Source organism: Oscillibacter sp. PEA192 (genome assembly GCF_003574015.1).
GTDB classification, from domain to species: Bacteria; Bacillota; Clostridia; order Oscillospirales; family Oscillospiraceae; genus Oscillibacter; species Oscillibacter welbionis.
Genome location: NZ_AP018532.1, coordinates 430886 through 455824 on the forward strand (window position 1 = coordinate 430886; position 24939 = coordinate 455824).

Consider the following 24939-nt stretch of genomic DNA (forward strand, 5'->3'; position numbering starts at 1 on the left):
GACGCCCACTGAAAGATTGAAGTAGTCCGTCTCTCCAAAGATAAGGTTACAGGGTGCAAAGCCCTACTCATTGGTGCTTGAAAGAGCGTCCGGCACACATAAAGATTCAGTCCAGCAAGGGCTGGGCCTACTCACCTCCACGTGCTCTGTAGTGTGCCTGCTTCCTCAAGTACAGTCTAACAAATTTAGATAAGTTGCGTCAGAGGTACTTCGGTTTCATTCCCTTTGGTGCCTTGGAGCGCAGCGGAAAGGAATGGTCATAAAGATGGGGGCGTGTGAATTAAAACGGCAGGCAAAGTTAGAGCATTGGAAGATGCAGATCATAGACTGCCGCAGCAGCGGCATGAGCGTAAGGGGATGGTGCGCGGAACACAATATATCGACAAAGACCTACTACCGCTGGGAAAAGGAAATCCTTTCGTCGGCAGCCGCGGAACTTGTGCCCGCAGTTTCGGCACCGCAGCCACCAGCAACTTTTGTAGAACTCCCATCGCTGCCTGAGCGACAGACAGTGGGTGGAGTGGCAGCCAGCATCCAGATCGGAAAAGGGAAAGCAGACATCTATTCAGGTGCGGATGCAGCTGTAGTGAGGGCAATCTGCCAGGTACTGAAATCATGCTGAGTGATTTCACCGGAGCAGACAGAGTATATATCGCCTGCGGTTATACGGATCTGCGGAAAGGGATCGATGGGTTGGCGGCTATGGTGCAGCAGCAGTTTCAGTTAGACCCATTCACCAACACGCTGTTTCTGTTCTGCGGAAGACGGCGGGACCGCATCAAGGGACTCTACTGGGAGCAGGATGGATTCATCCTGCTGTATAAGCGGCTGGAACAGGGCGCGTACCAATGGCCGCGAACAGAAAATGAGGTACGGCAGTTGACACCGCAGCAGTACCGCTGGCTGATGGAGGGGCTGAAGGTGGAGCAGCCAAAGGCACATCGCCCGATAGATGGTCTGCGTATCATTTAGGCGGGGAAAGCGGCTGAAAGTACTGGAAATGCTGGACTTTTTAGTTCAAATATGGTATAATTTATTCATGAAAAATGAAAGAATTCATGAGACAAGCACCTCGGAAATGGTAACCATTTCACGGGCGGAATATGAGTCTCTGAAAGCGGAAAGAGACGAGTTGAGCCAGAAATTGGACTGGCTCCTGGAACAGGTGCGCCTGAGCAGGAAGAAACTCTATGGTTCGTCTTCGGAGCGGCTGGAAGAAGAGCTGATGGGCCAATTGAGCCTCATGTTTGACGAGACGGAGGCCTGGGTGTCCAAACGGAGGTCCAAGGAGACGAAGGTGGCTGCCCATACCCGGCGTTCCTCCAGACTGGAGGAGGTCCTGCCAGACAATGTACCGGTTGAGGTGGTGGAACACCGCATCCCAGAGAACGAGCTGGACTGTCCTGTGTGCGGCACAACCATGATGGAGATTGGAAAAGACGTCCGGCGCACATTGGTGATGATCCCGGCCCAGGTGAAGATCCGGGAAGACGTTTATTTCACCTATGCCTGCCCAAAATGCAAGGAGGAAGGAACAGAGACGCCGATCCGCAAGGCGGAAAGACTTCCTGCTCTGATCCCCGACAGCTATGCCTCTCCGGAGGCGGTTGCCCACATCATGGTGCAGAAATTTGTGATGCACGTACCATTGTACCGGCAGGAGAAGGAGTGGAACCGGGCAGGCGTGCAGTTGAGCCGGCAGACCATGAGCAACTGGGTGCTGCGGGTGGCGGAGGACTGGTTGAAACCGGTATATGAGGAACTGCACAGGCGGCTCCTCCAACGGCAGGTGCTCCATGCGGATGAAACCACGCTGCAAGTACTGAAATTGGAGGGCCGGACGGCTCGGAGCAAGTGCTATATGTGGCTGTACCGAACAGGTGGGGATGCGGAACATCCCATTGTGTTGTACGAGTACCGGCCTACCCGGAAGGCGGAGAACGCGGCTGCCTTTCTGGAGGGTTTCTCCGGTTGGCTCCATGCGGATGGCTACGCCGGTTACCACCGGCTGCCTGAAAATATCCGGGTGGTTGGCTGCTGGGCGCACCTGCGGCGAAAATTCGACGAGGCGGTGAATGCCCTGCCGAAGGAGCAGCGCGCGGGATGCGCGGCGCTGGAGGGGCTGGAGTAGCGGCAGCCATCCTTGCCCTTGTCATGTGCTATGAGCTGATCGAGATGATCGTGGAGAAAAACAATATGCACGACTTCGACAGCTCCATGTTCTTCCGCTGGATGTTCAAATCTGCCTTCGCCATCCTCATTGTGACGAACACATGGAATATCGTCATGGGCGTTTTCGACGCCACACAAGCCGTCGTCAACCAGAGCGCCGGGGTAATCATCGGAGAAACCAGCATTGACTTTGACACGCTGCTCCCCGATCTGGAAAGCCGCCTTGAAGCAATGGACATCGGGCCGTTGCTGGGCTTATGGTTCCAGACCCTTGTTGTGGGGCTGACGATGAACATTCTATCCATCTGCATTTTCCTTGTGACCTACGGGAGAATGATTGAAATATACGCCGTGACCGCGCTGGGACCGATCCCCCTTGCCACGCTGGGAAACGCGGAGTGGCGCGGCATGGGCCAAAACTATCTGAAATCCCTTTTGGCGCTGGGCTTCCAAGCGTTCCTGATTATGGTTGTCGTCGGCATCTATGCGGTGCTGATACAGGAAATCGGGACGGCGGAGGACATTTCCGGCGCGATCTGGGGCTGCATGGGCTACACAGTGCTTTTGTGCTTCTGCCTGTTCAAGACGGGAAGCATCAGTAAAGCCGTGTTTACCGCTCACTGACGGGAGGTGACGCATATCCGCATCGGACTGATTGACGTGGACTCTCACAACTTCCCGAACCTCTGCCTGATGAAGCTGTCCGCCTAATCTATATTTCAAGTCGCCGACTCATCCCTGGGTAGGCAGCGGTCCAGTGGGGCCGGGGCAAGCCCGTGGAGAGCAAGCGGATAAGGGTCTAAGCGGTTTTGAAATTCTGCCACGCCCACTGTGCCGGAAATAATCCCAGCATAAAATGACCTGAGCAGCAGGCGGAAGCCTGCTGCTCAAACGGAACAATATGAGAAGTGGAGATGATGATCTCATTCATCGGGACCTGGAGCAAGGCACTCAGCGCATAGAGGTTATCTACACTGGGCAGGCTCTGCCCCCGCTGCCATTTGTAGATGGCCTGTGGCTCCTCGAATCCGAAATACTGCTGGAGATCTCGAACCGTCAGACCACGGTCTTTTCGAAGTCGGCAGATATTTGCTCCGGTAGCCACAGGATCGATCACAGGAAACCGAATCACGGACATATGGATCGCCTCCATTCAGTAGGATGATTTCCGCCGCAACGGAATATTAAAATATAACCGATATACTCTGGAATAGCAAGCGATCCTCTGCATTTGTAATGAGATTGTCATAAAGGAGAGCACCATTGGGAGATACACTTTTCTACCAGTACATTGACAGGCTATCTCTGTTCTATAACTATTTCGCATTCCTGGACACGGATGCTTATCTGGCTGATCAGCTTTTCATCAAGCATCAGGTGCGGGTGCACTTCTGCGAGGAATATGTACGGGGTGACTCTCCGTACCGTGTGATCTTCTGCCATGTGCGGAAACGGGATCGGGCGCGGTTCCAGGCAGCTCTGGAAGAGTTGCCGAAAAAGATGATGTTGCTGGGCTATATAGACTATTTGGATGTATGCCGTGCGCTTTGGGGCGAATGCCAACAGCAGAGAAAAGAGGAGGCGAATTCCCGTGAAGCAGTTGATTCCATTGGACAAGCGCAGTAAGAAGGCCAAACGGGAATATCACGCAAAACAGCGAGGGTCTTGGAACGGAGTCAATCCTGTCACCCGGATCGTTCAGAGTAGAAAGGCCTATGACAGAGCAAGAGTTAAACAATCGGATCGCCGAGATCCTAGAATCGACTAAAGCGGAGAATGGCTGCGGGCGTCGTACCGGTCGCCAATACCGACGTTCACAAAGTATCAGGCATTCAGATCACCTTCTGTTTCTCATTCAGCACAGCGGTTACGCGCCGAATATGGGTTATATAATAGGGGACTATGAGAGAATAACGACCTTGCTTCACTCGGGTCTGCACATTCAGTATATGAAGTCCAGCAACCGGCAGCAGTATCTGAAGCGGAAAGGGAATCGAAAAGTCCGGAAATATCGCTGTCTACCAAAGAAAGGGAACCAGTATCGTAAGGTATTTGACTACTGGTGGGAGCTCTATTGAACTACAAAGAGGCGTCGGCTCAGTAATTAAATATCGAGCAGGCGCCGTTTTGCATTGTGGAATTCAGCACTTAATCGATGTGACTATCCCGCCGTTCCAACAACACTTGTATTCTTAGTTCTTCATCTTGACTTGGTAACTGGTCTTGGTGACTTCTCGATGCGTTGCAGATACTTTTCCAAGTGAGCCATAGAAAACTGTACTTTCCCGCCCGGGCAGCGTTGATAGTATCCTATCAATCTTCTGGCGCGCAGTTCATCCAGCTTTCGAACTGTAATGCCGAGCATAGCGGCAGCCTCACTTCGGGAGTATAATTCCATGGTGTTCACATCCTTCTTTGGAGAAAATTGCCCCTCATTATAACAGTAGAAAACAGAGGGTAAAGTTCACCCCCCATAGCACAACAAAGCCTCAAATTCGCGGTTTGTACCGGACTATAAATTACCTGACTGACACAAGGACAACGGGCCGAGAGTGAAAAGTTCCAGAGCCAATCTCCTTTACATTTGCTGTATCTTGTCTTCGAGCAATGGTAGAGCGCCATATCGTTCTTGTGCTTACCCTGCCTCTGGATTATCGAAAGTAGCGTCCCATTCCTTGGCTGCGCTCCTTCAACCGGCTATGGGAGGTCTACAACCGGCAAGTGGGGGACATCATCGAAATGGAAAGGCAAGGAAAAAGTTGCTCGTAGTCCTTCTCGCAGAATCGCTCCCAATCGGGCGGGTGGAGAAAGACCCCGTTAAGCTGCAAGTGGTCTATGGCCTGGGGGCAGATGCAGGCAGGGCCTCCCTCGATCTTTTGAAATATGAGCTGCTGAAAGCAGAACAAGTTTTTCATCGAGCAAACGCACTTCCAACAGGCGGACAGCCTGCACGGAAGTGCGTTTGCTTTTTCACACATAACGGCCAATACTTCGGTTCAAACACACGAGATTTTATCACTTGACCTTGTGGAAAAGATATCACAACACAACATGAAACGGTTTGATAATCAATTCTATCTCTCAAAAAACCGGAATTCCACATTTCAATTTCTTCATAACATTTTGAAGCCTTTTCGTAACTGGAGCAGAAGTGCGCAAATTGCCTCGAAAAGTTCTGAAAATCGAAAATCTCCGTAACCTCATTTGTAACCTCAAACGGGTCCGTAACCTCAAAGTAGCCCCAAATATTGTGTCTAAAATTCATCTAAACCACTATATATAGCAACATAGTTCAAGGCACAAATAGACATACCGGAATCCATGCCACCAACTTTTAGAAAAGAAAAACCCCGGAAAACCGAAGTTTTCCGGGGAAAAAGCAACTTTTTAACGCTTGGAGAACTGGGGCGCACGTCTTGCCGCTTTCAGACCGTACTTCTTACGCTCCTTCATACGAGGATCGCGGGTCAGGAAACCGGCCTTCTTCAGGATGGGACGGTTGTCCTCGCTGGCCAGCAGCAGGGCGCGGGCGATACCGTGCCGCAGGGCGCCGGCCTGGCCGGACACGCCGCCGCCGGTGACAGTGGCCACAACATCCATCTTGCCGGTGTTGCCGGTGGCCTCCAGAGGCTGACGGACCAGCATCTTCAGGGTGTCCAGACCGAAATACTCATCAATGCTCCGGCCGTTGACGGTGATGGAGCCGGTGCCGTTGGGGAACAGATGGACGCGGGCCACAGAGGACTTCCGGCGACCAGTGCCATACAGATAGGGCTTCTTGGACTGATACATACTTCAAACTCCTCCTTATTCCGCGTCCAGAGCGACGGGCTTCTGAGCCTGCTGCTCGTAGTTGGCGTCCGCATAGATGTGCAGCCGCTTCAGGGATTCCTTGCCGATGGTGTTCTTGGGCAGCATACCGCGGACAGCCACCTTCATGGCCAGCTCGGGCTGCTCCTGCATCAGGATGCGGTAGGGGGTCTCCTTCAGGCCGCCGATCCAGCCGGAGTGGGTACGGTACATCTTCTGGGTGCCCTTCTTGCCGGTCAGCACAGCCTTGCCGGCGTTGATGATGATGACATAGTCACCGCAGTCGGCGTTGGGGGTGAAAGTGGGCTTGGTCTTGCCGCGCAGCAGGTCGGCAGCCCGGACAGCGGTCTTGCCCAGGGGCTTGCCCGCGGCGTCCAGGATGTACCACTTACGCTCAATGTTGGCCTTGTTTGCCATAAAAGTGGACATGGTGTTTCCTCCGTATATTGAAATTCTTTGCTTTGCTTTACAAATCAAGAGCTCCGGGTTACAATCGGAGCAAGGATATTTATACCACGGCGGCGGGGGAATGTCAACGGGGATTTCGTTTAACCGGGATAAATCTCTGAATTTCTCTTGATACCTCTTATTATCTCCTGATTTCTCACGTTCTATTTTGAATTTTTCGGGGGAAGGCCCTGTACGCCGAAACGCCTGGGGGCGCTGGATCTTCTGCGCGGCCGGCCTTATGCGGATTCTCTGCGCCGCTGCTATGGCAGAAGCCCTGGGGAGATCGCTCGCTATCTCTGCTGGGAGATGGCGGACCGGGGCACCGGCCCCATCTGACTGCCGGCGGTGGGGGACGATGGGCCGGACCGCTTCGCCATGTTTTTGGGCGAGAGAAAACCGGACGAGCGTTACATCGTCCGGTTCCCGCAGAATGTCGATGGGGACTATGAAGCGTATGGGCATCCGGTGTGGATGTACGGCCCGTACCCGGTGCGGGGCGTCTACACCCAGCCCATGAGGGCTATTCCGGCCACGGAAGCCTGTTACGTCATCGGGAATGAATCGGAAAAACTGACGGAGGTCCGGCTGCGGGTGGACGCAGGCCTGGACGAATCCGTCTCCATCCCCGCCCCGCCGTCCCTGACCATCTGGCGGTTTACAGGCGGGGACATGGGCTGGCGCCTGGTGGACCGGTATTTTGACGCCCGGGGCGAAGAACTGCCCTGACGTTTGAAAACAATATGTAATGCTACAAGATCCACTGGACCAACAGTAGCAGCACAAATCCCGGCAGGCCCAGGACGGCGATCACCAGGGCATTCCACAGGTTCAGCCCCAGGGCGATGCCGGTGAGGCCCGCCGTCAGCCGTACGGCCCCCAGGGCTAGAAACCCCAACAGGGTGTTCAGCAGTAGTTTCAGCGCCAGGCGGAAGGGGGAGCTGAACACCCGGATCAGAGCGACGAGAAAGAAGCCCGCCAGGATGGCGGCGATGATCTTCTGACTCAGGTCCATGTGGACGCCCCCTCCAGCCCGGCAGCAGCCGCTGCCTCGGGACTCCGCTCCTTGATGGCGCGGATCAGATAGTTGCACCGGGCCTTCACGGCGCTGATCTGGTAGACGCAGGACTCCACCAGCTCCGGGTCCAGGGCTTGGTCGAACTGGCGATAGGCCTGGGCCAGGTCCCCCTGGGCCTCCAGCAGCTCGGCCTTCAGGGTCAGCAGCTCCGGGTCGGGGCGGGCGGCTTTCTTGGCAAAAACAGGTTTCATGGCAGTGTCCCTCCTATCCATATTCTTACGGGGAGTTTGGACAAATATGCCAGCTTTCATACAAGGAGGCAGGAAGAACATGCCAACAGAACAGGAGAACTTCATGGCCCAGGCTCTGGCGCTGGCGGCGGAGGCCGCGGCGGCGGGGGAGGTGCCCGTGGGCTGCGTTATCGTCCGGGACGGGGAAATCGTGGGCCGGGGCCGCAACCGGCGGGAGGAGAAGCAGGCCACCGCCTCCCATGCGGAGATGGAGGCCATTGCCCAGGCCAACGAGCACCTCGGCACCTGGCGGCTGGATGACTGCGAACTGTACGTGACGCTGGAGCCCTGCCCCATGTGCGCTGGGGCTATCCTGAATGCCCGTATCCGCCGGGTTTGGTACGGCGCCCGGGACGAGGCCTTCGGTGCCTGCGGCGGAGTGACCAACCTGTTTATGGAGAGCTTCCCCAACCGGCCCGCCCTGGTGGGCGGCATTCTGGGAGAGGACTGCCGCCGGGTGCTGGCGGATTTTTTTGCCGGGCTCCGGGCCGGAGAAAAAAATCGACCCTCAGATTTGATTTAAGACTTTTGTAACAATTGATGCTGGTTTGCTTAACAACTCTCTAGTATCTTAATACTTGCAAGAGACAAAACTTCTTTTCATCCAATCTTCCAAAAAATAGGGAAACGGACCAGCCGAAAGGCTGGTCCGTTTCTCGATTTCCCCGGTATTTGTGAACAAACGGAAAATCCCCGCGGCGGGCACTCCCGGCCGCGGGGATTTTGTGATAAACTGTCAGGTATTGTCCCAGGGCGCGGCCAGTACCGCCGTCCGCTGGAGCAGGAAGCCGAAAAGCGTCACGGCGCCGCCCAGGTAGAACAGCAGCCGGGCCGGATCCGGCCGGTCCGCCAGAGTGGCCAGGCAGAAGGCGATGGCCAGCGCCGCATAGACGGCGAAGCGGCGGGTCCGCCCCGCCCGGAAGGCGAAGGAGGACAGCCGGTAGAAGGCCAGAGCCAGGAACACCACCGCCAGCAGCTCCGTGTAGTAATCTGTGAGGGACGGGTCTACGGACACCACCCGGTAGGTCAGCACCAGCCGCACCACTAGGCAGCAGACGGGCACCAGCAGCAGAGGACTCTGAAAGGGCTTGCGCGTCTCGCCCTCCGGCCGGATGCGGCAGGCAGGCACAGCGGGAAGCAGGCTGGCCGCCGAGAGAAGAGACAGCAGACCCACCACCAGATGCTCCCTGCCGGAGAAGAGCTGACTGCCCTGGGCGGTCACAAAAACGGTCACCGTCTCTCCGCTGCCGGTGAGGGCGCTGGCGCCGGAGAAGCCGAAGAGCAGGTCCAGAACGCCGGAGGCTGTCAGCAGGAAGAGCCCCATCACCGCCGGAGTGAGCAGCCCGGGGGAAGCCACGGAGAAGCCTGTGGGAAAGAGGGGTGGGTCCTCTCGGTCCGCAGGCAGAAGGGGCCGGGCCACCAGCAGGCAGACTGCCGCCAGAACCACGAACCAGGCCACCAGCAGGATGGCGTACAGATTGCCGGGGATGGGGAGGCCTGTGTCCACCTCGAACCCAGTGCTGCGCTGAAGCAGCCGCAGCAGGAATGCCCCCACACCGCCAATGGCGGCCAGCAGGGGCCAGAGCACGTATTTCTTCATAGGAGCCGATCTCCTTATCATGACAGATTTTCAAAAGCCAGTATACCACGGGAAAGGCTGTTTGTCCATGCCGGCCTCATTTTCCGCCCTCCGGGCGCATACAGTGAAGGGACAGGCCCGCAGACGGGGAACAAAAGAGGAGGAATTTCCATGAGACGCCATTCTGATCTGCACCAGAGCGCCGCCATCTCCGCGGTGCTGCTGGTGCTGCTGTTTGCCCTGCCCCTGGCGGTGGTAGTGCCCTTTCAGACAGAGCTTTTCTCCGATGATCCCATCGCTGTGGAGTCGGAGCGGGAGCCTTTTCAGCCAGGGGACCTGGACGGAGAGATGGTGCTGAAGGTCCTGGCGGGGGACACGGTGGAGGAGATGACCCTGGGAGAGTATCTGGTGGGCGTGGTCCGGGCGGAGATGCCCGCCTCCTTTGAGCCGGAGGCTCTGAAGGCCCAGGCAGTGGCAGCCCGGACGTACACCCTGTACAAGATGCAGACCGGCGGCAACCACGGCGACACCGCGGACATCTGCACGGACTCCACCTGCTGCCAGGCGTATATCTCGGAGGAAAACGCCCGGAACAACTGGGGCGAGAACGCGGACGCCTATGAGGAAAAGATCGAGACCGCCGTCCGGGAGACCGACGGAGAGACCATCCTGTACGGCGGCGTGCCCATCCTGGCGGTGTTCCACTCCTGCTCCGCCGGGCAGACCCGCTCCTCCGGCCAGGTGTGGGTCAGCGACCTGCCCTATCTCCAGGCGGTGTCTTCGCCGGAGCCTGCGGACAGCATCCCCAACTATTACAGCCGTGTGGAATTCACGGCGGAGGAGTTCCGGGAGAAGGTCCTGGCCTCCTATCCGGAGGCGGACCTGTCCGGCGACATCAGCGGCTGGCTGCAAAACGCCGTGACGGACACCGCCGGCAGCGTGGAGTCGGTGGACGTGGGCGGCGTGAGCATGAAGGGCAGCACTTTACGGAGCGTCCTGGGGCTGCGGTCCGCCTGCTTCGAGTGGGAGGCGGCGGACGGCAAGCTGGTGTTCTTCGTCACTGGCTACGGCCACGGCGTGGGTATGAGCCAGTACGGCGCCAACCAGATGGCCAAGGAGGGAGCGGACTACCGGACGATCCTCACCCACTATTATACCGGCGTCACCGTGGAGCCCTATACTACTGCCGCCATGGGGTGACTCTTTACAAAAAAGCCGGAAATGTGGTAAAATACAATCTTCCAGGGGAGCTTCTGCGGAAGGGAGGACATGATGAGACGAAAGCTCGCGGCACTGCTGCTGTGCCTGCTGCTGGTGTTCCAGCTGTCGCCGGTCCCGTCGGGGGCGGCGGAGACGGTGTATTTCACCGCAGTCAACAAAAACGTGCTGACGCTGTCGGACGACACCATGCCCTTCTGGTCCGGCGGCTATCTGTATGTGCCCAGCACTATCTTCACTGGCGTGGGCCGGGATCTGGGCGTGTCCTACTACCCCAATATTGCCCGGCAGACCGTGTTGCTGTATGTGGACAAGACGGTATACAGCTCCCTGGTATTTGACCTGAACAAGGACTATGCCATCGACAACGAGGGCAACCTGTATTTCCAGAAGCCCATCCAGCGGGGTGGCGTGATCTTCCTGCCCATCTCTCTGATCGCCCGGTGCTTCGGCCTGCTCTACTCCACCGTGGAGGTGGACCGGGGCTATCTGGTTTGGGTGCGCAATCCGGATATGGATATGGAGGAGCGGTACTTTGCCGACGCCGCCAAGTCCCGGATGGACTACGAGTACAACCAGTACCTGCGGAACCAGAGTGCGGAAGAGGACATCGCGCCGGAGGAAACGGAGCCCTCCACCGTCACCGGGCAGCGGATTTATCTTTGTGTGGAGGCCGCGGACCCGAAGCGGGTGAAGTCCCTGCTGGACATTCTGGACCGCTATGACGCCCACGCGGCTTTCTACTGTACGGAGGCGTTTCTGCGGGAAGGCGGCGACCTGCTGCGGCGAATGACCGCCACAGGGCAGGCCATCGGGCTGGCGGTGGACGCCGCGGCGGACCGCCCGGTGACGGAACAGCTGGAGACGGGGAACCGCCTGCTCTCCCAGGCCGCCAGCGTCAAGACCCGGCTGGCTTGGATTGAAAACGCCGGGGAGGAGTCTGTCTCCGCGGCGGAGGCGGCGGGCTTCTGCCCGCTGGACCCGGATCTGGACCGGGCGGCGTATCCCCTCAGCAGCACCGGCGCCGCCGACACGCTGCTCCAGCGGGTGACCAGCCGGGGCGGCGAGGTCACTGTCTGGCTGGGCGACAGCGCCAACGCCGCAGGGCTTGGGACGTTCCTGTCTGCGGCGGAGGCGGCGGACGACCGCTGTCTGGCCATGACGGAGACGGTGTCCTGACCTGCCAAGATTTACAAAATATTCAACATACCGCCCCGGGAGCGGATATAATAGAGGATATCAAGAATCGGCTGTGTCTGTGAACAGGCGGACGCCGCGGGCGGCAGAACCAGCGAAGAGAGACATATCGAAATGGGAGGGAGCGCCATGGGCCGCAACATCCTGGTCGTGGAAGACGACCGCAATATCTGTGATTTGATCCACATGTACCTGGTGAAGGAGGGGTTCGACGTCCGCATCGCCGGAGACGGCGGCAAGGCCATTGAGGAGTTTCAGAAGCAGGTTCCGGACCTGATCCTGCTGGACATCATGCTGCCGGTGATGGACGGCTGGTCGGTGTGCGCCAAAATCCGGGAGACCAGCAAGGTGCCCATCATCATGCTGACGGCCAAGGGCGAGGTGTTCGACCGCATCCAGGGCCTGGAGATGGGGGCGGACGACTATGTGGTGAAGCCCTTTGAGATGAAGGAGCTCATCGCTCGGATCAATGCAGTCCTGCGGCGGACGGAGATCCCCAACGACACCAGCAAGCGGCTGACGTTCGACAAGCTGGTGATTGACCTGGACTCCTACGAGCTGATCGTGGATGGGAAGAAAATCGACACGCCCCCCAAGGAGCTGGAGCTGCTGTATCATTTGGCCTCCACCCCCAACCGGGTGTACACCCGGAACCAGCTGCTGGATGAGGTGTGGGGCTTTGACTACTTCGGCGACAGCCGGACAGTGGATGTCCACATCAAGCGGCTGCGGGAGAAGATCGAAAACGTCAGCAGCCAGTGGGCGCTGAAAACGGTGTGGGGCGTGGGGTACAAGTTCGAGCTGGCAGGCGCCCCCGGGGCAAAGGAGAGCTGACGTTTCCGGGGACGAAGGCCCCGGCGCCGCGAAAGCGGCGTCAAGCGGTCCGCAGGACCCTTGAACCTGCCGGAATTCATTTCCGGCAGGTTGGTGAGATGAAAGGGGCCCCCGGAGGCCTGCGGCCTCCGGGGAAAACAGCAGCCAGTGGGCGCTGAAAACGGTGTGGGGCGTGGGGTACAAGTTCGAGCTGGCAGGCGCCCCCGGGGCAAAGGAGAGCTGACAAAACCGCCTGAAAAGACCTTTGCCTTTTCAGGCGGAAAACCGGGCAGGGAGGTCTCATGAAGGTACGGATCGCGCGTATTGCAAAACGGATGCACAACAAGTTCAGGGGCCTGTACTGGCGGCAGATGTTCGTCACCGTCGGCATGGTGCTCCTGACGCTGTTTTTGCTGGGAGTTTCGTTTTTCTCCCTGAGCTACAACTACGCCCGGGGCCAGGAGAACGGGGAGCTGGCCGCCCAGGCCCAGGTGGTGGGGCAGCTCTCCGCCAGCTATCTGGAAAACGGGCGGTACCTGGACATGGAGGAGCTGCAGCACGAGGAGGACTTCCAGCGTCTGGCCTCCTTCGCTGCCACGGTGTCCGAGGTGGACTTCCTGATCTGCGACGTGGAGGGCCACGTGCTGCTGTCCACGGATGCGTCTCTCAGCGGGCTGGTGGTGACTATGCCGGAGGAGATGACCGCAGAGGTGCTGGAGGAGGGCATCAGCTCCAGGCGCACGGACGTGGACGGCCTGTACTCCAACAAGCGGTTCGTGGTGGGCGTTCCGGCCATAAGCGAGGATACCCCCGACCCCGTCGGCATGGTCTATGCCGTGTCTTCCACCACCTCGCTGGACACCATGTGGTCCGGCTTCATCGGGCTGTTCTTCATGACGGCGTTCGTGGTGCTGATGATCTCCTTCATGGCGTCCTCCATCACCACCATGCGGCAGATCCAGCCCATCCGGGAGATGGCCAAGGCCACCCGCCGCTATGCGGAGGGGGACTTCGACATCCGCATGAACGACTACGGCCGGGATGACGAGTTGGGAGAGCTGGCGGCCTCCTTCAACAACATGGCGGAGAACCTGCAGCAGACGGAGCGCCAGCGGCGGGAGTTCATCACCAACATCTCCCATGAGCTGAAGACGCCCATGACCACCATCGCCGGCTATACAGACGGCATTCTGGACGGCACCATCCCGCCGGAGAACGAGCGGCAGTATCTCCAGATCATCTCCGACGAGAGCCGCCGCCTGAGCCGGCTGGTGCGGCGGATGCTGGACGTGAGCCAGCTGCAGGCCATCGACCCCCTGCGGGAGGGAAAGCACTTCGACATCTGCGAGAGTATGCGCCGGGTGCTGATCTCCATGGAGCGGAAGATCACAGACCGGAATCTGGATGTGGAGGCGGATATCCCCGAGGAGCCCATTCTGGTGCTGGGGGACAAGGACATGATTACGCAGGTGATTTACAACCTGCTGGAAAATGCCACCAAGTTCGCACGGGAGGGCTCCACTCTCTATCTGGGCGTCACCACCATCGACGGCAAGGCCCGGGTGACGGTGCGGAACGAGGGGGACACCATCCCGGCAGAGGAGCTGCCGCTGCTGTTCGAGCGGTTCCACAAAAGCGACAAGTCCCGCAGCGAGGACAAGGATGGTTACGGCCTGGGGCTGTACATCGTCAAGACGATTTTAGAGCAGCATAAGGAAAAGATCAGTGTGACCAGCGAGGACGGCGTGACCGCGTTCTCCTTCTCACTGGCCACAGAGTGAGGCGTGCATGGAGGAAGAAAAGCAGTTGGCCGGAGAGGACCGTCTCTCCGGAGAGATCGTAGAGGTATACAGACAGCCGCTGCCCGGGGAGGTGGTGGAGCGGTACAGCCGCCCCCTGCCGGGACGGCCTGCCGCGCCCGGGCAGCCCCGCCGGCGGCGCAGGACCGGGCTGTGGATTTTCCTGGCCTGCCTGGCGGTGGTGCTGGGCGTGGCGGCGGGCTCCTGGATTTGGTATCTGCTGCCGGCCGGCAGCAGTGCCGATCCCTTTGAGTACCGTTACGACCACGGCTGGGAGGAGGAAGAGGACGCGTCCGGGGCAGTCACCATCCCCACCTATCCGTTCGGGGAGGGCGCCGTGCTGGAGGTGGAGACGGACCACGGCCGGGAGCTGACGGCCCAGGAGATCTACCAGCGGGTGAACCCGTCGGTGGTGACTGTGATGGTCCAGCTGGACGACAGCGTCTCCGTGGGCACCGGGGTCATCTTCCGGGCGGACGGTTATATCCTCACCAATTACCACGTGCTGGCGGGGGGACGGGACTGCACCGTCGCCATGGACACGGGCCGGACCTATGAGGCCCGGTACGTGGCCGGAGACGAGCGGAACGATCTGGCGGTCCTCAAGGTGGAGCTGACGGGGCTTCCCGCCGCCACCTTCGGCGACAGCGACCAGCTGGTGGTGGGCGACAAGGTCTACGCCATCGGCAACCCGCTGGGCGTGGAGCTCCGCGGCACACTGACAGACGGCATCGTCTCCGCCATCAACCGGGATGTACAGGTGGACGGCCGGACCATGACGCTGGTTCAGACCAACGCGGCCCTGAACTCCGGCAACTCCGGCGGCCCCCTAATCAACGCCTGCGGCCAGGTGGTGGGCATCAACACCATCAAGATGAGCTCTGATTACTCCAATGTGGAGGGTCTGGGCTTCGCCATTCCCTCCGCCTCCATCCGGCGGCTGGTGAACGACCTGCTGACCTATGGAGAGGTCCGGCCGGAGCCCTCCTTCGGCGTGACGGTGCTCCAGACGGGCACCCGGCTGGAGGACGACATCTGGGGCCTGCAGGTGCTGGAGGTCACGCCCGGCTCCGCCGCAGACCTGGCGGGCATCCGGGAGGGGGACTTCGTCCTCGCCGCCGGCGGCAGGCCGGTGGAAACCAGTCAGGAGCTGCTGCGCATCCGGCGGCAGCTGTATGTGGGCGATCAGGTGACCATGGAAATCTGGCGGGACGGGGAGCGGATGGAAGTGACGCTGACTCTGAACGACCCGGTGGAATAAAGAACGAGGGCGCGGCCTGCGGTGCAGGCCGCGCCCTTGCTTGCCGGAAGTGCTCCCGGCCCGGGGCGGAAGAGCGGGGTGTCTGCCCTGCGGGGCAGTGTGGAAAAAACATTGTGAGGCCGTGGGAAAAGCCCTGAAGGACTTCTCCCGCGGCCTGTGTCATGCCTGTTTCTTCCGGCGCTGGGGCCACAGCAGGCTGACACCGGAGAGCAGCAGGTACACGCCGAAGGGCTTGCGCAGGACCGCCACGTCCAGATTGGTGGCGATCCAGGCCCCGGCCAGGGCGGCGGCCACGGCCAGGGGGACGGCGCTTTTCAGGGTGGGCTTGTCCAGATAGCCGCCCCTGGCGTGGCAGACCAGGGCGGAGGCGGCGGTGGGCAGGAAGAACAGCAGATTGATGCCCTGAGCGGTCCGCTGGTCCACATCCAGAAAGAGCGTCATGACCAGAAGCAGCAGCGTGCCGCCGCCCACACCCCAGGCCGAGAGAATGCTGGCCCCCAGGCCGCAGAGAAAGGGAATGATCCAGTCCGTCACAGCAGATACTTCACCCCCGCGTAGAACAGAAAACCGGCGAACAGCCATTTGAGCCACTTGACGGAGACTCTGCCGTACAGCTTGCCGCCGATCCAGCCGCCCACCAGGCCGCCCGCCAGATAGGGCAGCGCCGCCAGGAGGGAGAGCTCCCCCCGAAACAGGTACACGGCGGCGGACACCAGACACACCGGAAAGATGACGCCCACGCAGGTGGCGTACAGCTTCCGCTGGGAGAGGCCGCCCCAGCGGGAGAGGATGGGCAGGAAGACCATGCCGCCCCCGCCGCCGAAGAGGCCGTTGGCCAGCCCCGCCGCAGTGCCGGCGATCCGCGCCGGCCAGCGATGTTCCATGTGATCCCGCCTTTCCTCAAGGATGTAAGCGGCGGGCTTCGGGAGCCGAAGAGGACGCCCGAAGCCCGTCGGACCTGGTTTATTTCATCTGGAAGCTCTGGCAGTCGGTGCACTCCACCTTGGTGGGGTTGGTCTCATGGGTGCCCACGGTGATGGCGTTCAGACCGCAGTAGTTCTGGTCCTGGCAGTGGTGGGCGCAGTTGGTGACCGTGCACTTGATGCTCTGGTTGGGGGTGCAGGCGCAGCCGTTGTTGGTATTCGTCATAACAAAAGATCCTCCTGCGTGAAAAAGTGTGTGGCTTTCGCCGCTCTCTAGTGTGCGCAGGCGCGGCCGGGTTATGTACGGTCCGGCCTGGGTAAAAATTTGTCACAGGCGGGCGTGTCCGGCGTCCGATTCCTGGCGCGGGGCGCGGCGACGCAATGGCCGTCATGGATCTCCACAAAACGGCGGTGCGTTCGGATGTAGTGCTGGTAGTAGTGTGCGCAGTCGGAGCAGGTTAAAGATCTTTCCATACAATCACCTCACATATTATTATGATATAATCTATAACATATACACAGCGACAGGTCAATAGTAAAATATGTTATGAATATATGTTATATATGGTGGCTATATGGAAAAGTTTGAAATCAAAGTGAAAAAAGAACGCCCAAAAGGGGATGACGGATACCGTACATTTTCTGTGCGGGTCAAAAATGAAACCGTGGAGAAACTAGACGCCATTGCGAAAAAAAGCGGTTACACAAGAAACGCATTGATTGGTATGTTTTTGGAATATGCCGCTGAAAACTGCGTTATAAAAGAAAACGAGGAGCTATAAGCTCCTCGTTTTTTACATAAAAGGCGCAGCCTTTTCAGGTGATTTATACGCCTAGGATCCAAGTTGCAAACCGAAAGTAGATCAGCAGAGACAGCGCGTCCACGATGGTGCTGATGAAGGGCGAGGCCATCACCGCCGGGTCGAACCCGATCTTCTCCGCCAAAATGGGCAGGGAGGCGCCCACCAGCTTGGCGCAGGCCACCGTGCCCACCAGGGTGCAGCACACCACCGCCGCCACGGCGGGCGTTACGGTGGGATTGGCCAGCAGCCAGCAGTCCACCACCATCATCTTCACAAAGTTGGCCGCCGCCAGGCACACGCCGCAGATCAGCGCCACGCGGCACTCCTTCCACACCACGCGCAGCAGATCGCTGAATCGGACCTCCCCCAGCGACAGGGCGCGGATCACCGCCGTGGAGGCCTGGGTGCCGCTGTTGCCGCCGGTGCCGGAGAGCATGGGGATGTAGGAGGTCAGAATGGGCACCGCCGCCAGGGAATTCTCAAAGTGGGTCAGGATCATCCCCGTGAAGGTGGCGGACAACATCAGCATCATCAGCCAGGGGGTCCGGGCCCGCCAGGTCTCAAACACGCCGGTCTTGAGATACGGCTTGTCGCCCGGCAGGATGGCGGCCATCTTCTCGATATCCTCGGTGACCTCTTCCTGCAGGACGTCCATGGCGTCGTCCACGGTGACGATGCCCACCAGGCGGTTCTCCGTGTCCACAATGGGCAGGGCCAGGAAGTCGTATTTGTTCAGGGTCTGGGCCACATCCTCCTGGTCGTCCAGGGTGTTGGCGGAGATCACATGGGTATCCATGATGTCCCCCACCACGTCGTCCTCCTCCGACAGCAGAATGGTGCGGATGGAGAGATACCCCAGCAGGTGGCGGCCCTCGTCAATGACGTAGCAGATGTTGATGGTCTCCTTGTCCGGGCCGGTGCGGCGGATGCGCTTCAGGGCGTCCTCCACGGTCATGGTGGCCTTCAGATCCACGTACTCCGTGGTCATGATGCTGCCGGCGCAGTCGTCGGGGTATTTCAGGATTTCGTTGATGCTCTTGCGGACGTCCGGGTCCGCGTGGCGCAGGATGCGCTTGACCACGTTGGCGGGCATCTCCTCCACGATGTCCACCGCGTCGTCCAGGTACAGCTCGTCCAGCACTTCCTTCAGCTCCGTGTTGGAAAAGCTCTGGATGAGCACCTCCTGCTCCTCAGAATCCAGCTCCACGAACACCTCGGCCGCCTGCTCCTTGGGCAGCAGGCGGAACACCATAGGCACCTTGTCGTCCAGTTCCATGAACAGGCCCGCGATGTCCTGGGCCTCCAGGGGCAGCAGAAGGTCGCGCAGCTCGGCATAGCGTTTTCGGGAGATCAGATCCTCGATCTTTTCCAGCAGCTCGTCCCGCTGCTCTTCCTGCTCAAACATGCGCGTCCTCCTCTCCGTGAAGCTGGGGGTTGAGAAAACAAAAAAACCCGGCCGCTCCTGTCCGGTGCAGTCGGAAATTTCCTTGTGAAAACAGGGACGCCGCATCAGCGGACCCTGCGGCCGTTCAAGCTTTAGCCTCACAAGGCGGTGAAATCACATTAGATGATACCTTCGTGTTCGATAGCACCTGTTCAAACCCTCTCATGATGTCTCCATCACTCCGCGGCAGCGATCCGTATCCCTGTGGTAGCCTTACCTACCGGACGGTATGCAGTTTTGCCGAAACTCTTTCTTCATATTATGCCAATTTCTGCCCCCTGTCAAGGCGGCAGAAAAAAACTCCCCACAATTTTACAGGCCCCTCAAATACCGCTGCACTCCATTTTACAAATGGGAATCCCGCTTGTGATAGAGGACGGCCTGTGGTATAATAAGATGTTCCAAATCTGTGCCCGAAACGGGGCGTTTCAGCGAGAGGAGGCCCTCCATGGGCATACACGACGGACACCGGGAGAAGATGCGCCGGCGGTTTCTGGAGACGGGGCTGGAGGGCTTTGCGGACCACGAGGCCCTGGAGCTGCTGCTGTACTACGCCATCCCCCGGCGGGACACCAACCCCATCGCCCACGCCCTGATGGAGCGGTACGACTCCCTCTCCGGCGTGCTGAACGCCCCGGTGGAGGATCTGGAGAAGGTGGAGGGCATCGGGGAGAGCGCGGCCATCCTGCTGTCCCTGGTCTCCCGGCTCAGCCGGAAGGCCCGCATAGCGGACGCGTCCCAGGAGACCATCCTCAACTCCTCCGAGCGGGCGGGGGCCTATCTGCTGGAGCGATTTGCCGGCGAGCGGCGGGAGCTGGTCTTCCTGCTGTGCCTGGACCGCAAGGGCAGGCTCCTGGCCTGCAAGCGGCTGGCGGAGGGGGACGTGGCCAGCGCGGATCTGAACATCCGCAAGGTGGTGGAGATGGCGCTGCTGACCTCCGCCAGCGCGGTGATCCTGGCCCACAACCACCCCAGCGGCGTGGCGGTGCCCTCCTCCAGCGACGAGGCCGCCACCCGCCAGGTGGCGGAGGCCCTGCGGACCATCGGCGTCCGCCTGGTGGACCATATCGTGGTGGCGGACCGGGACTTCGTCTCCATGGCGGACAGCGGCGACCTGCTGGGGTAAAGAGGGAGCAGGCTCCCCCTTTAGAACCCCCACCACCAGTCTGTGGACTGGCGAACGCGCCCAAGGCGCTTGGGTCGGGGTATTTTGCCACGTACACGCCGCGGTGAAAATGACTTCAAGTTCTTCCTTCGCCGCTGGCGAACGAACTGGGGAAAACCGGAGGGGTTCCCCTAGCCCCCCTTCCTTTTTTGTCCCTTCGCTTTTTTCAAGGCATGGTTCCTTTGATAAAAGTCGAACAAATGTTGCAAAAAGATGACGGGTGTGATAGGATGGCCGTGGCTGAAAATCTGTTTGATGGGTGGAGGGAATGCCGCTATGCCGAAATTTGAAGTCGTATCTGAATATCAGCCCTCCGGGGAACCCCGCAAAAGCGGCACTTTTGCGGGGACCCCGTGATTCGGATGGACCGGGCAGGCAAAGCCCGCCCAGTCCAAGGTTTTGACTGCGCCAAAACGCTTGTGCGCCGCGGCCGCGGCGCCGGCCCTTTGGGCCGGGGCTGGTCCCCGGAGACCATAGCAAGAAAAAATTGCGGAGAAGAGCTATGCCGAAATTTGAAGTCGTATCTGAATATCAACCCTCCGGGGACCAGCCGCAGGCCATTGCCGCGCTGGCGGAGGGCATCGAGAACGGGCTGAAGGAGCAGGTGCTGCTGGGCGTTACCGGATCCGGCAAGACCTTTACCATGGCCAAGGTCATCGAGCAGGTGCAGCGGCCCACGCTGGTGCTGGCCCACAACAAGACCCTGGCCGCCCAGCTGTGCGCGGAGTTCAAGGAGTTCTTCCCCAACAACGCGGTGGAGTACTTCGTCTCCTACTACGACTACTACCAGCCAGAGGCGTATATCCCCCATACGGACACCTATATCGCCAAGGATGCCTCCACCAACGACGAGATCGACCGGCTGCGGCTCAGTGCCACCTGTGCCCTGCTGGAGCGGCGGGACGTGATCGTAGTATCCTCCGTGTCCTGCATCTACGGCTTGGGCGAGCCGGACGATTTTGCCAACCTGGTGGTGTCCCTCCGGGTGGGGGCCGAGTGGGACCGGGATGAGCTGCTGCGCCGCCTGGTGGAGATCCGCTACGAGCGCAACGACATCGCCTTTGAGCGGAACATGTTCCGGGTCCGGGGGGACACGGTGGAGATCTACCCCGCCTACTACCGGGACCACGCCATCCGGGTGGAGTTCTTCGGGGACGAGATCGACCGGATCAGCGACTTCAACCCGGTCACCGGCAGCGTGAACCGGGTGCTGAACCACGTGGCCATCTACCCAGCCAGCCACTATGTCACCACCAAGGACAAGATGGACAAAGCCATTCTGGAGATCCGCCAGGAGCTGGAGGATCAGGTGAAATACTTCACCGACAACAACCAGCTGGTGGAGGCCCAGCGGCTCCGTCAGCGGACGGAGTACGACATGGAGATGATGGCGGAGCTGGGCTACTGCTCCGGCATCGAGAACTACTCCCGCATCATCTCCGACCGGCCCGCCGGCTCCGCCCCCATGACCCTGCTGGACTTCTTCCCGGACGACTTCCTGCTGTTCGTGGACGAGAGCCACGTGACCCTGCCCCAGGTCCGGGCCATGTACAACGGCGATCATGCCCGGAAGGACTCCCTGGTGAAGTACGGCTTCCGCCTGCCCTGTGCGTACGACAACCGACCGTTGAAGTTCGAGGAGTTCGAGGAGCGGATCGGCCAGGCGGTGTTTGTCTCGGCAACGCCCGGCCCCTATGAGCGGGAGCGGGCGGACCAGGTGGTGGAGCAGGTGATCCGCCCCACGGGCCTGCTGGACCCCAGGGTGGAGGTCCGGCCTGTCACCGGCCAGATCGACGACCTGATGGACGAGATCCGTGCAAGAGCCGCCCGGGACGAGCGGGTACTGGTGACCACCCTCACCAAGAAGATGGCGGAGGACCTGACGGAGTACCTGAAAAACGCCGGCATCCGGGTACGGTACATGCACTCCGATGTCCAGACCATCGAGCGCATGGAGATCATCCGCAGCCTGCGGCTGGGAGAGTTCGACGTGCTGGTGGGCATCAACCTCCTGCGGGAGGGGCTGGACCTGCCGGAGGTCAGCCTGGTGGCGATCCTGGACGCGGACAAGGAGGGCTTCCTCCGGTCCGAGACCAGCCTGATCCAGACCATCGGCCGGGCGGCCCGAAACGCAGACGGCCTCGTTATCATGTACGCCGACGAGATCACGCCCTCCATGCGGGCGGCCATCGACGAGACGGAACGCCGCCGCTCCATCCAGGACGCCTATAATCAGGAGCACGGCATTGTGCCCAAGACCATCATCAAGGGCGTCCGGGAGATTTTGGAGATCTCCAAGACCGCGGAGGAGGACACCCTCCGGGCCCACAAGAAGCGCAAGCTGACGGAGCAGGAGCGGGCGGCGGAGATCGCCAAGCTGGAGAAGGAGATGCGCGAGGCCAGCAAGATGCTGGAATTCGAGTACGCCGCGGTGCTGCGTGACCGGATCATCGAGCTGCGGGGGGAGAAGTGACCTCCGCAAAGAGCAGGGGTGTATGGCGTACTCGAATCGCCGGGAGTCCGGCGTACAAGCGTTTTGGCGGAGGCAAAACCTTGAACCGGGCAGAATTCACTTCTGACCGGTTGGTAAAATGAAAAGGGCTCCCGCACGGCGGAGCCGTGTGGGAATGTACGCCGCAGTGCTGCGTGACCGGATTATCGAGCTGCGGGGGGAGAAGTGACCTCCGCAAAGAGCAGGGGTGTATGGCGTACTCGAATCGCCGGGAGTCCGGCGTACAAGCGTTTTGACGGAGGCAAAACCTTGAAGCGGGCAGAATTCACTTCTGGTCGGTTGGTAAAATGAAAAGGGCTCCCGCACGGCGGAGCCGTGTGGGAATGTACGCCGCGGTGCTGCGTGACCGGATCATCGAGCTGCGGGGGGAGAAGTAAATGCACTACGAATGGCTGGACGCATACCTGCTGTCGTTTCCCGGCGTGGAGAAGGACTATCAGCCGGTGTGGCAGTGGTTCCGCTATAAGGTCCGGGGCAGGCTGTTTGCCGCTGTCTGTTCGCCGGGGCCGGAGTACAAAATTTACGGCGGCCACGATCTGGTGAATCTGAAATGCGGGGCGGCGGAGGGCGAGCTGCTGCGGGCCCGGTATCCGGACATCCTGCCGGGATTTTATTCGGATAAGCGGACCTGGATTTCCTGCCTGCTGGACGGAGAACTGCCGGAGGAGGTCCTGCGGGACCTGTGCGGCCGGTCATACGCCCTGGCGGTGGAGAAGCTGCCCAAATACGTCCGGCGGGAGCTGGCGGAGCAGCCCGCGGAGAGCTGAGGTGTTTGCAATGGCGAAGAAAAAAGAGGAAAAGACCAATGTGATGCGGATCCTGGACCAGAGAAAGATCCCCTATACCGCCCGGTTTTATGAGGACAGCCAGGGGCCGGAGGGCACCCGGGAGTACGGCGTCCACGTGGCGGAGGCTCTGGGGCAGGACCCAGCCAGAGGCTTCAAGACCCTGGTAGCCCGGGGGGCGTCCAAGGGCATCTACGTGTTCGAGGTGCCGGCGCCGGAGAACCTGGATCTGAAGAAGGCCGCCAGGGCGGTGGGGGAGAAGTCCATCGAGCTGCTGCACGTGGCGGAGATCAACGCCGTTACCGGCTACATCCGGGGCGGCTGTTCCCCGGTGGGGATGAAGAAGCAGTATCCTACCGTGTTCCACCGGACGGCGCTGGACTACGAAACCGTCTATATCTCCGCCGGGAAGATCGGCGCCCAGGTGGAGCTGGCGCCCCGGGCGCTGCTAGACCTGCTGGGGGCCTCCACGGCGGACATTGTCGTGGACCAGGGATAGGCCCAGGTGGAGTCCCAGGGTGAAGGCGTCGGTGGACCACTGGAGGTAGCGGGCCAGAAAGGCGTCCTGAAGGCACAGGCGGGCGTCCCCGGAGAGGGAGAGGCTGTCCGCCAGCTGATCCACGGATTTGGAATCGAAGGGGTCTGCTTTCTGCAGAATGTCGGCGGCGTAGCCGTCGAAGAGGCGGAGATAGATGGGATTCATTGGATCACCTTCAAACAACATTTAATGATGTATTGATGATACATCATTAAATGATATATGTCAAGGAGAACTCCATGGAAACACTAAAAATATTTGGAGAAAGACTGCGTGCCCTGCGGGATGAACGGCATCTGCGGCAGGCGGATATGGCAGAAGTGCTTCAAATTACCCTTGTCCATTATCAGAGAATGGAATATGGAAAGGTCAATGTCCCATCGCTGACGCTTTGCTTTCTTGCGGATTACTTCAGCGTCACCACGGATTATCTGCTGGGGCGCAGCGACGCGCGGGGGTAAATCCGTTCCGTGCACCCGTAGGGGCCACCGCCCTCGGCGGCCCGATGGTATGGCCGCCCCTGGAGCGTGTAAGGGAGGTTACAAACCGCCCGTGGAAATTTGGGCCGCCGTCCGGCGGCCACGGGGATTCTGCTCCCGCAGGGGGCTTGTCCAGCCGGGATGCACCCCCCGTTTTCTTTTCCGACTTGCGGAAAAGAAAACGGGCCGTGCACGGTCCAAAAGAAAAGGCCGCTTGGACGCGCTCCGGTGCAGTGACCCTCCGCGCGCAACGGGGGTCGGCGTATCGGTGCCTGCTCCGATTTGGACTGGCCTTCGGGCACGCTATGCTCTTCTGCGATTCCTGTTGCTGCCGTCCCGTGGCGGATGGCGCCGACCTCGTCGGGGTGGTTGTCGCATGGAGCTGCTTCTCTTTTCGCTACCGCTCACGCTCCCGCGAAGAATCCGGCAGCGCGTAGCGCAGCGGAACGCGCGGAAAGAGAAGCAGACCAAATGCGTCCTTGCACCCCGTTGACCTTTGCACCCGCGCCGCGGGAATCCGCGTTCAAGCCTGTACCGCACCCCGCCGCGCCCGTCGGGAGGTCATCGCAAACCCGCAGGCACCATCTCTCGTCAACTCCCGTACAGCAACTTTGCACGGACGTGCAAAGTTGCGACCAAAAGCGTTTTTTCTCTTACACCGGGCGCGGCGCGTTCTCTTTTTGGCG

Annotated in this window: 29 protein-coding genes, 1 pseudogene and 1 riboswitch; of the genes and pseudogenes, 18 read left to right on the forward strand and 12 right to left on the reverse strand. The window is 59.9% G+C overall.

Annotated elements, in window-relative coordinates; translation table 11 throughout:
- Positions 1 to 265 precede the first annotated feature (265 nt).
- The 4 genes and pseudogenes from tnpA to DN611_RS02060 all read left to right on the forward strand — a co-directional run.
- Positions 266 to 622 carry an IS66 family insertion sequence element accessory protein TnpA gene (gene tnpA, locus DN611_RS17220; RefSeq protein WP_256264890.1) on the forward strand — a complete coding sequence of 119 codons (357 nt, stop codon included), beginning with the start codon at positions 266 to 268 and terminating at the stop codon, positions 620 to 622.
- Positions 616 to 972, forward strand: coding sequence for an IS66 family insertion sequence element accessory protein TnpB (gene tnpB, locus DN611_RS02050; RefSeq protein WP_119310536.1), 357 nt, complete (start codon positions 616 to 618; stop codon positions 970 to 972). The genes tnpA and tnpB overlap by 7 nt, the downstream gene beginning before the upstream one ends.
- 106 nt (positions 973 to 1078) lie before the next feature.
- Entirely contained in the window at positions 1079 to 2131 is a 1053-nt protein-coding gene (gene tnpC, locus DN611_RS02055; RefSeq protein WP_160117391.1) for an IS66 family transposase, read from the forward strand.
- Positions 2128 to 2796 (forward strand): annotated as a pseudogene (locus DN611_RS02060) (VirB6/TrbL-like conjugal transfer protein, CD1112 family); the annotation flags it as partial. The gene tnpC and the pseudogene DN611_RS02060, both read left to right, overlap by 4 nt.
- A gap of 175 nt (positions 2797 to 2971) precedes the next feature.
- On the opposite strand, the gene DN611_RS02065 reads toward DN611_RS02060, so the two are convergent.
- A complete protein-coding gene (locus DN611_RS02065) occupies positions 2972 to 3310 on the reverse strand; it encodes a helix-turn-helix domain-containing protein (RefSeq protein ID WP_333635567.1) in 339 nt (112 codons plus the stop codon).
- A gap of 125 nt (positions 3311 to 3435) precedes the next feature.
- On the opposite strand from DN611_RS02065, the gene DN611_RS02070 reads away from it, so the two are divergent.
- A complete protein-coding gene (locus DN611_RS02070) occupies positions 3436 to 3798 on the forward strand; it encodes a hypothetical protein (RefSeq protein ID WP_197714235.1) in 363 nt (120 codons plus the stop codon).
- A gap of 574 nt (positions 3799 to 4372) precedes the next feature.
- On the opposite strand, the gene DN611_RS17225 is transcribed toward DN611_RS02070, so the two are convergent.
- The 3 genes from DN611_RS17225 to rplM all read right to left on the reverse strand — a co-directional run bounded on the left by DN611_RS17225 (position 4373) and on the right by rplM (position 6411).
- Positions 4373 to 4570, reverse strand: a complete 198-nt coding sequence (locus DN611_RS17225) for a helix-turn-helix domain-containing protein (RefSeq protein ID WP_119310538.1) — start codon at positions 4568 to 4570, stop codon at positions 4373 to 4375.
- 989 nt (positions 4571 to 5559) lie between these two features.
- On the reverse strand, positions 5560 to 5964 hold the full coding sequence (gene rpsI / locus DN611_RS02085) for a 30S ribosomal protein S9 (RefSeq protein ID WP_021749304.1): 405 nt from the start codon (positions 5962 to 5964) through the stop codon (positions 5560 to 5562).
- A gap of 15 nt (positions 5965 to 5979) precedes the next feature.
- Positions 5980 to 6411, reverse strand: coding sequence for a 50S ribosomal protein L13 (gene rplM / locus DN611_RS02090; RefSeq protein WP_036630356.1), 432 nt, complete (start codon positions 6409 to 6411; stop codon positions 5980 to 5982).
- Between the two features lie 396 nt (positions 6412 to 6807).
- Here rplM and DN611_RS02095 point away from each other — a divergent pair, with 396 nt between their 5' ends.
- Positions 6808 to 7158, forward strand: coding sequence for a hypothetical protein (locus DN611_RS02095; RefSeq protein WP_119310540.1), 351 nt, complete (start codon positions 6808 to 6810; stop codon positions 7156 to 7158).
- Positions 7159 to 7180: 22 nt separating this feature from the next.
- Here the strand turns inward: DN611_RS02095 and DN611_RS02100 are convergent, their stop codons facing one another.
- Both DN611_RS02100 and DN611_RS02105 read right to left on the reverse strand, forming a co-directional pair.
- Complete coding sequence (locus tag DN611_RS02100; RefSeq protein WP_119310541.1) at positions 7181 to 7444, reverse strand: pro-sigmaK processing inhibitor BofA family protein; 264 nt, start codon at positions 7442 to 7444, stop codon at positions 7181 to 7183.
- On the reverse strand, positions 7435 to 7698 hold the full coding sequence (locus DN611_RS02105) for a DUF2508 family protein (protein WP_025544947.1): 264 nt from the start codon (positions 7696 to 7698) through the stop codon (positions 7435 to 7437). Before DN611_RS02105 ends, DN611_RS02100 begins: the two co-directional genes overlap by 10 nt.
- A 79-nt stretch (positions 7699 to 7777) precedes the next feature.
- Here DN611_RS02105 and DN611_RS02110 point away from each other — a divergent pair, with 79 nt between their 5' ends.
- Positions 7778 to 8260, forward strand: a complete 483-nt coding sequence (locus DN611_RS02110) for a nucleoside deaminase (RefSeq protein ID WP_119310542.1) — start codon at positions 7778 to 7780, stop codon at positions 8258 to 8260.
- A 213-nt stretch (positions 8261 to 8473) separates the two neighbouring features.
- Here the strand turns inward: DN611_RS02110 and DN611_RS02115 are convergent, their stop codons facing one another.
- Positions 8474 to 9337: a hypothetical protein gene (locus DN611_RS02115; RefSeq protein ID WP_119310543.1), complete on the reverse strand. Its 864-nt coding sequence runs from the start codon at positions 9335 to 9337 to the stop codon at positions 8474 to 8476.
- Positions 9338 to 9487: 150 nt separating this feature from the next.
- On the opposite strand from DN611_RS02115, the gene spoIID reads away from it, so the two are divergent.
- The 5 genes from spoIID to DN611_RS02140 all read left to right on the forward strand — a co-directional run bounded on the left by spoIID (position 9488) and on the right by DN611_RS02140 (position 15604).
- The gene (gene spoIID / locus DN611_RS02120; protein ID WP_119310544.1) at positions 9488 to 10516 is read left to right on the forward strand and encodes a stage II sporulation protein D; all 1029 of its coding nucleotides are present in this window, start codon (positions 9488 to 9490) and stop codon (positions 10514 to 10516) included.
- A gap of 69 nt (positions 10517 to 10585) precedes the next feature.
- A complete protein-coding gene (locus DN611_RS02125; protein ID WP_119310545.1) occupies positions 10586 to 11713 on the forward strand; it encodes a polysaccharide deacetylase family protein in 1128 nt (375 codons plus the stop codon).
- A gap of 147 nt (positions 11714 to 11860) precedes the next feature.
- Positions 11861 to 12565, forward strand: a complete 705-nt coding sequence (locus DN611_RS02130; RefSeq protein WP_025545561.1) for a response regulator transcription factor — start codon at positions 11861 to 11863, stop codon at positions 12563 to 12565.
- A 281-nt stretch (positions 12566 to 12846) separates the two neighbouring features.
- The gene (locus DN611_RS02135) at positions 12847 to 14325 is read left to right on the forward strand and encodes a sensor histidine kinase (protein WP_021749292.1); all 1479 of its coding nucleotides are present in this window, start codon (positions 12847 to 12849) and stop codon (positions 14323 to 14325) included.
- A 7-nt stretch (positions 14326 to 14332) separates the two neighbouring features.
- Positions 14333 to 15604, forward strand: a complete 1272-nt coding sequence (locus DN611_RS02140) for a S1C family serine protease (protein ID WP_119310546.1) — start codon at positions 14333 to 14335, stop codon at positions 15602 to 15604.
- 159 nt (positions 15605 to 15763) lie between these two features.
- Here the strand turns inward: DN611_RS02140 and DN611_RS02145 are convergent, their stop codons facing one another.
- The 3 genes from DN611_RS02145 to DN611_RS02155 form a co-directional block, all read right to left on the reverse strand.
- Complete coding sequence (locus tag DN611_RS02145; protein WP_256264995.1) at positions 15764 to 16138, reverse strand: TSUP family transporter; 375 nt, start codon at positions 16136 to 16138, stop codon at positions 15764 to 15766.
- Entirely contained in the window at positions 16135 to 16488 is a 354-nt protein-coding gene (locus DN611_RS02150) for a sulfite exporter TauE/SafE family protein (protein WP_021747974.1), read from the reverse strand. The genes DN611_RS02145 and DN611_RS02150 overlap by 4 nt, the downstream gene beginning before the upstream one ends.
- A gap of 79 nt (positions 16489 to 16567) precedes the next feature.
- The gene (locus DN611_RS02155) at positions 16568 to 16753 is read right to left on the reverse strand and encodes a DUF1540 domain-containing protein (protein WP_021747975.1); all 186 of its coding nucleotides are present in this window, start codon (positions 16751 to 16753) and stop codon (positions 16568 to 16570) included.
- 349 nt (positions 16754 to 17102) lie between these two features.
- On the opposite strand from DN611_RS02155, the gene DN611_RS02160 reads away from it, so the two are divergent.
- On the forward strand, positions 17103 to 17309 hold the full coding sequence (locus DN611_RS02160) for a CopG family transcriptional regulator (RefSeq protein ID WP_021747977.1): 207 nt from the start codon (positions 17103 to 17105) through the stop codon (positions 17307 to 17309).
- 43 nt (positions 17310 to 17352) lie between these two features.
- Here the strand turns inward: DN611_RS02160 and mgtE are convergent, their stop codons facing one another.
- Positions 17353 to 18735: a magnesium transporter gene (mgtE, locus tag DN611_RS02165; protein ID WP_025545088.1), complete on the reverse strand. Its 1383-nt coding sequence runs from the start codon at positions 18733 to 18735 to the stop codon at positions 17353 to 17355.
- Between the two features lie 108 nt (positions 18736 to 18843).
- Positions 18844 to 19006, reverse strand: a riboswitch (M-box (ykoK) riboswitch).
- 216 nt (positions 19007 to 19222) lie between these two features.
- Between mgtE and DN611_RS02170 the strand changes: the two genes are divergently transcribed.
- From DN611_RS02170 to ybaK, 4 genes are all read left to right on the forward strand, one after another.
- The gene (locus DN611_RS02170; protein WP_021747980.1) at positions 19223 to 19900 is read left to right on the forward strand and encodes a JAB domain-containing protein; all 678 of its coding nucleotides are present in this window, start codon (positions 19223 to 19225) and stop codon (positions 19898 to 19900) included.
- A 541-nt stretch (positions 19901 to 20441) separates the two neighbouring features.
- Positions 20442 to 22412, forward strand: a complete 1971-nt coding sequence (gene uvrB, locus DN611_RS02175) for an excinuclease ABC subunit UvrB (protein WP_119310548.1) — start codon at positions 20442 to 20444, stop codon at positions 22410 to 22412.
- A gap of 416 nt (positions 22413 to 22828) precedes the next feature.
- On the forward strand, positions 22829 to 23218 hold the full coding sequence (locus tag DN611_RS02180) for an MmcQ/YjbR family DNA-binding protein (protein WP_119310549.1): 390 nt from the start codon (positions 22829 to 22831) through the stop codon (positions 23216 to 23218).
- Positions 23219 to 23228: 10 nt separating this feature from the next.
- Positions 23229 to 23735 carry a Cys-tRNA(Pro) deacylase gene (ybaK, locus tag DN611_RS02185; RefSeq protein ID WP_021749012.1) on the forward strand — a complete coding sequence of 169 codons (507 nt, stop codon included), beginning with the start codon at positions 23229 to 23231 and terminating at the stop codon, positions 23733 to 23735.
- On the opposite strand, the gene DN611_RS02190 is transcribed toward ybaK, so the two are convergent.
- A complete protein-coding gene (locus DN611_RS02190) occupies positions 23685 to 23939 on the reverse strand; it encodes a hypothetical protein (protein WP_036630139.1) in 255 nt (84 codons plus the stop codon). The genes ybaK and DN611_RS02190 overlap by 51 nt on opposite strands.
- Positions 23940 to 24013: 74 nt before the next feature.
- Here DN611_RS02190 and DN611_RS02195 point away from each other — a divergent pair, with 74 nt between their 5' ends.
- Positions 24014 to 24235 carry a helix-turn-helix domain-containing protein gene (locus DN611_RS02195; protein WP_036630140.1) on the forward strand — a complete coding sequence of 74 codons (222 nt, stop codon included), beginning with the start codon at positions 24014 to 24016 and terminating at the stop codon, positions 24233 to 24235.
- Positions 24236 to 24939: the final 704 nt, after the last annotated feature.

What these genes read in the sequence shown, in the direction of transcription:
- tnpA (WP_256264890.1), top strand. Translation starts at nt 266, where the DNA reads ATGGGGGCGTGTGAATTAAAACGGCAGGCAAAGTTAGAGCATTGGAAG.
- tnpB (WP_119310536.1), top strand. Translation starts at nt 616, where the DNA reads ATGCTGAGTGATTTCACCGGAGCAGACAGAGTATATATCGCCTGCGGT.
- tnpC (WP_160117391.1), top strand. Translation starts at nt 1,079, where the DNA reads ATGGTAACCATTTCACGGGCGGAATATGAGTCTCTGAAAGCGGAAAGA.
- DN611_RS02065 (WP_333635567.1), bottom strand. Translation starts at nt 3,310, where the DNA reads ATGTCCGTGATTCGGTTTCCTGTGATCGATCCTGTGGCTACCGGAGCA.
- DN611_RS17225 (WP_119310538.1), bottom strand. Translation starts at nt 4,570, where the DNA reads ATGGAATTATACTCCCGAAGTGAGGCTGCCGCTATGCTCGGCATTACA.
- rpsI (WP_021749304.1), bottom strand. Translation starts at nt 5,964, where the DNA reads ATGTATCAGTCCAAGAAGCCCTATCTGTATGGCACTGGTCGCCGGAAG.
- rplM (WP_036630356.1), bottom strand. Translation starts at nt 6,411, where the DNA reads ATGTCCACTTTTATGGCAAACAAGGCCAACATTGAGCGTAAGTGGTAC.
- DN611_RS02095 (WP_119310540.1), top strand. Translation starts at nt 6,808, where the DNA reads ATGTTTTTGGGCGAGAGAAAACCGGACGAGCGTTACATCGTCCGGTTC.
- DN611_RS02100 (WP_119310541.1), bottom strand. Translation starts at nt 7,444, where the DNA reads ATGGACCTGAGTCAGAAGATCATCGCCGCCATCCTGGCGGGCTTCTTT.
- DN611_RS02105 (WP_025544947.1), bottom strand. Translation starts at nt 7,698, where the DNA reads ATGAAACCTGTTTTTGCCAAGAAAGCCGCCCGCCCCGACCCGGAGCTG.
- DN611_RS02110 (WP_119310542.1), top strand. Translation starts at nt 7,778, where the DNA reads ATGCCAACAGAACAGGAGAACTTCATGGCCCAGGCTCTGGCGCTGGCG.
- DN611_RS02115 (WP_119310543.1), bottom strand. Translation starts at nt 9,337, where the DNA reads ATGAAGAAATACGTGCTCTGGCCCCTGCTGGCCGCCATTGGCGGTGTG.
- spoIID (WP_119310544.1), top strand. Translation starts at nt 9,488, where the DNA reads ATGAGACGCCATTCTGATCTGCACCAGAGCGCCGCCATCTCCGCGGTG.
- DN611_RS02125 (WP_119310545.1), top strand. Translation starts at nt 10,586, where the DNA reads ATGATGAGACGAAAGCTCGCGGCACTGCTGCTGTGCCTGCTGCTGGTG.
- DN611_RS02130 (WP_025545561.1), top strand. Translation starts at nt 11,861, where the DNA reads ATGGGCCGCAACATCCTGGTCGTGGAAGACGACCGCAATATCTGTGAT.
- DN611_RS02135 (WP_021749292.1), top strand. Translation starts at nt 12,847, where the DNA reads ATGAAGGTACGGATCGCGCGTATTGCAAAACGGATGCACAACAAGTTC.
- DN611_RS02140 (WP_119310546.1), top strand. Translation starts at nt 14,333, where the DNA reads ATGGAGGAAGAAAAGCAGTTGGCCGGAGAGGACCGTCTCTCCGGAGAG.
- DN611_RS02150 (WP_021747974.1), bottom strand. Translation starts at nt 16,488, where the DNA reads ATGGAACATCGCTGGCCGGCGCGGATCGCCGGCACTGCGGCGGGGCTG.
- DN611_RS02155 (WP_021747975.1), bottom strand. Translation starts at nt 16,753, where the DNA reads ATGACGAATACCAACAACGGCTGCGCCTGCACCCCCAACCAGAGCATC.
- DN611_RS02160 (WP_021747977.1), top strand. Translation starts at nt 17,103, where the DNA reads ATGGAAAAGTTTGAAATCAAAGTGAAAAAAGAACGCCCAAAAGGGGAT.
- mgtE (WP_025545088.1), bottom strand. Translation starts at nt 18,735, where the DNA reads ATGTTTGAGCAGGAAGAGCAGCGGGACGAGCTGCTGGAAAAGATCGAG.
- DN611_RS02170 (WP_021747980.1), top strand. Translation starts at nt 19,223, where the DNA reads ATGGGCATACACGACGGACACCGGGAGAAGATGCGCCGGCGGTTTCTG.
- uvrB (WP_119310548.1), top strand. Translation starts at nt 20,442, where the DNA reads ATGCCGAAATTTGAAGTCGTATCTGAATATCAACCCTCCGGGGACCAG.
- DN611_RS02180 (WP_119310549.1), top strand. Translation starts at nt 22,829, where the DNA reads ATGCACTACGAATGGCTGGACGCATACCTGCTGTCGTTTCCCGGCGTG.
- ybaK (WP_021749012.1), top strand. Translation starts at nt 23,229, where the DNA reads ATGGCGAAGAAAAAAGAGGAAAAGACCAATGTGATGCGGATCCTGGAC.
- DN611_RS02190 (WP_036630139.1), bottom strand. Translation starts at nt 23,939, where the DNA reads ATGAATCCCATCTATCTCCGCCTCTTCGACGGCTACGCCGCCGACATT.
- DN611_RS02195 (WP_036630140.1), top strand. Translation starts at nt 24,014, where the DNA reads ATGGAAACACTAAAAATATTTGGAGAAAGACTGCGTGCCCTGCGGGAT.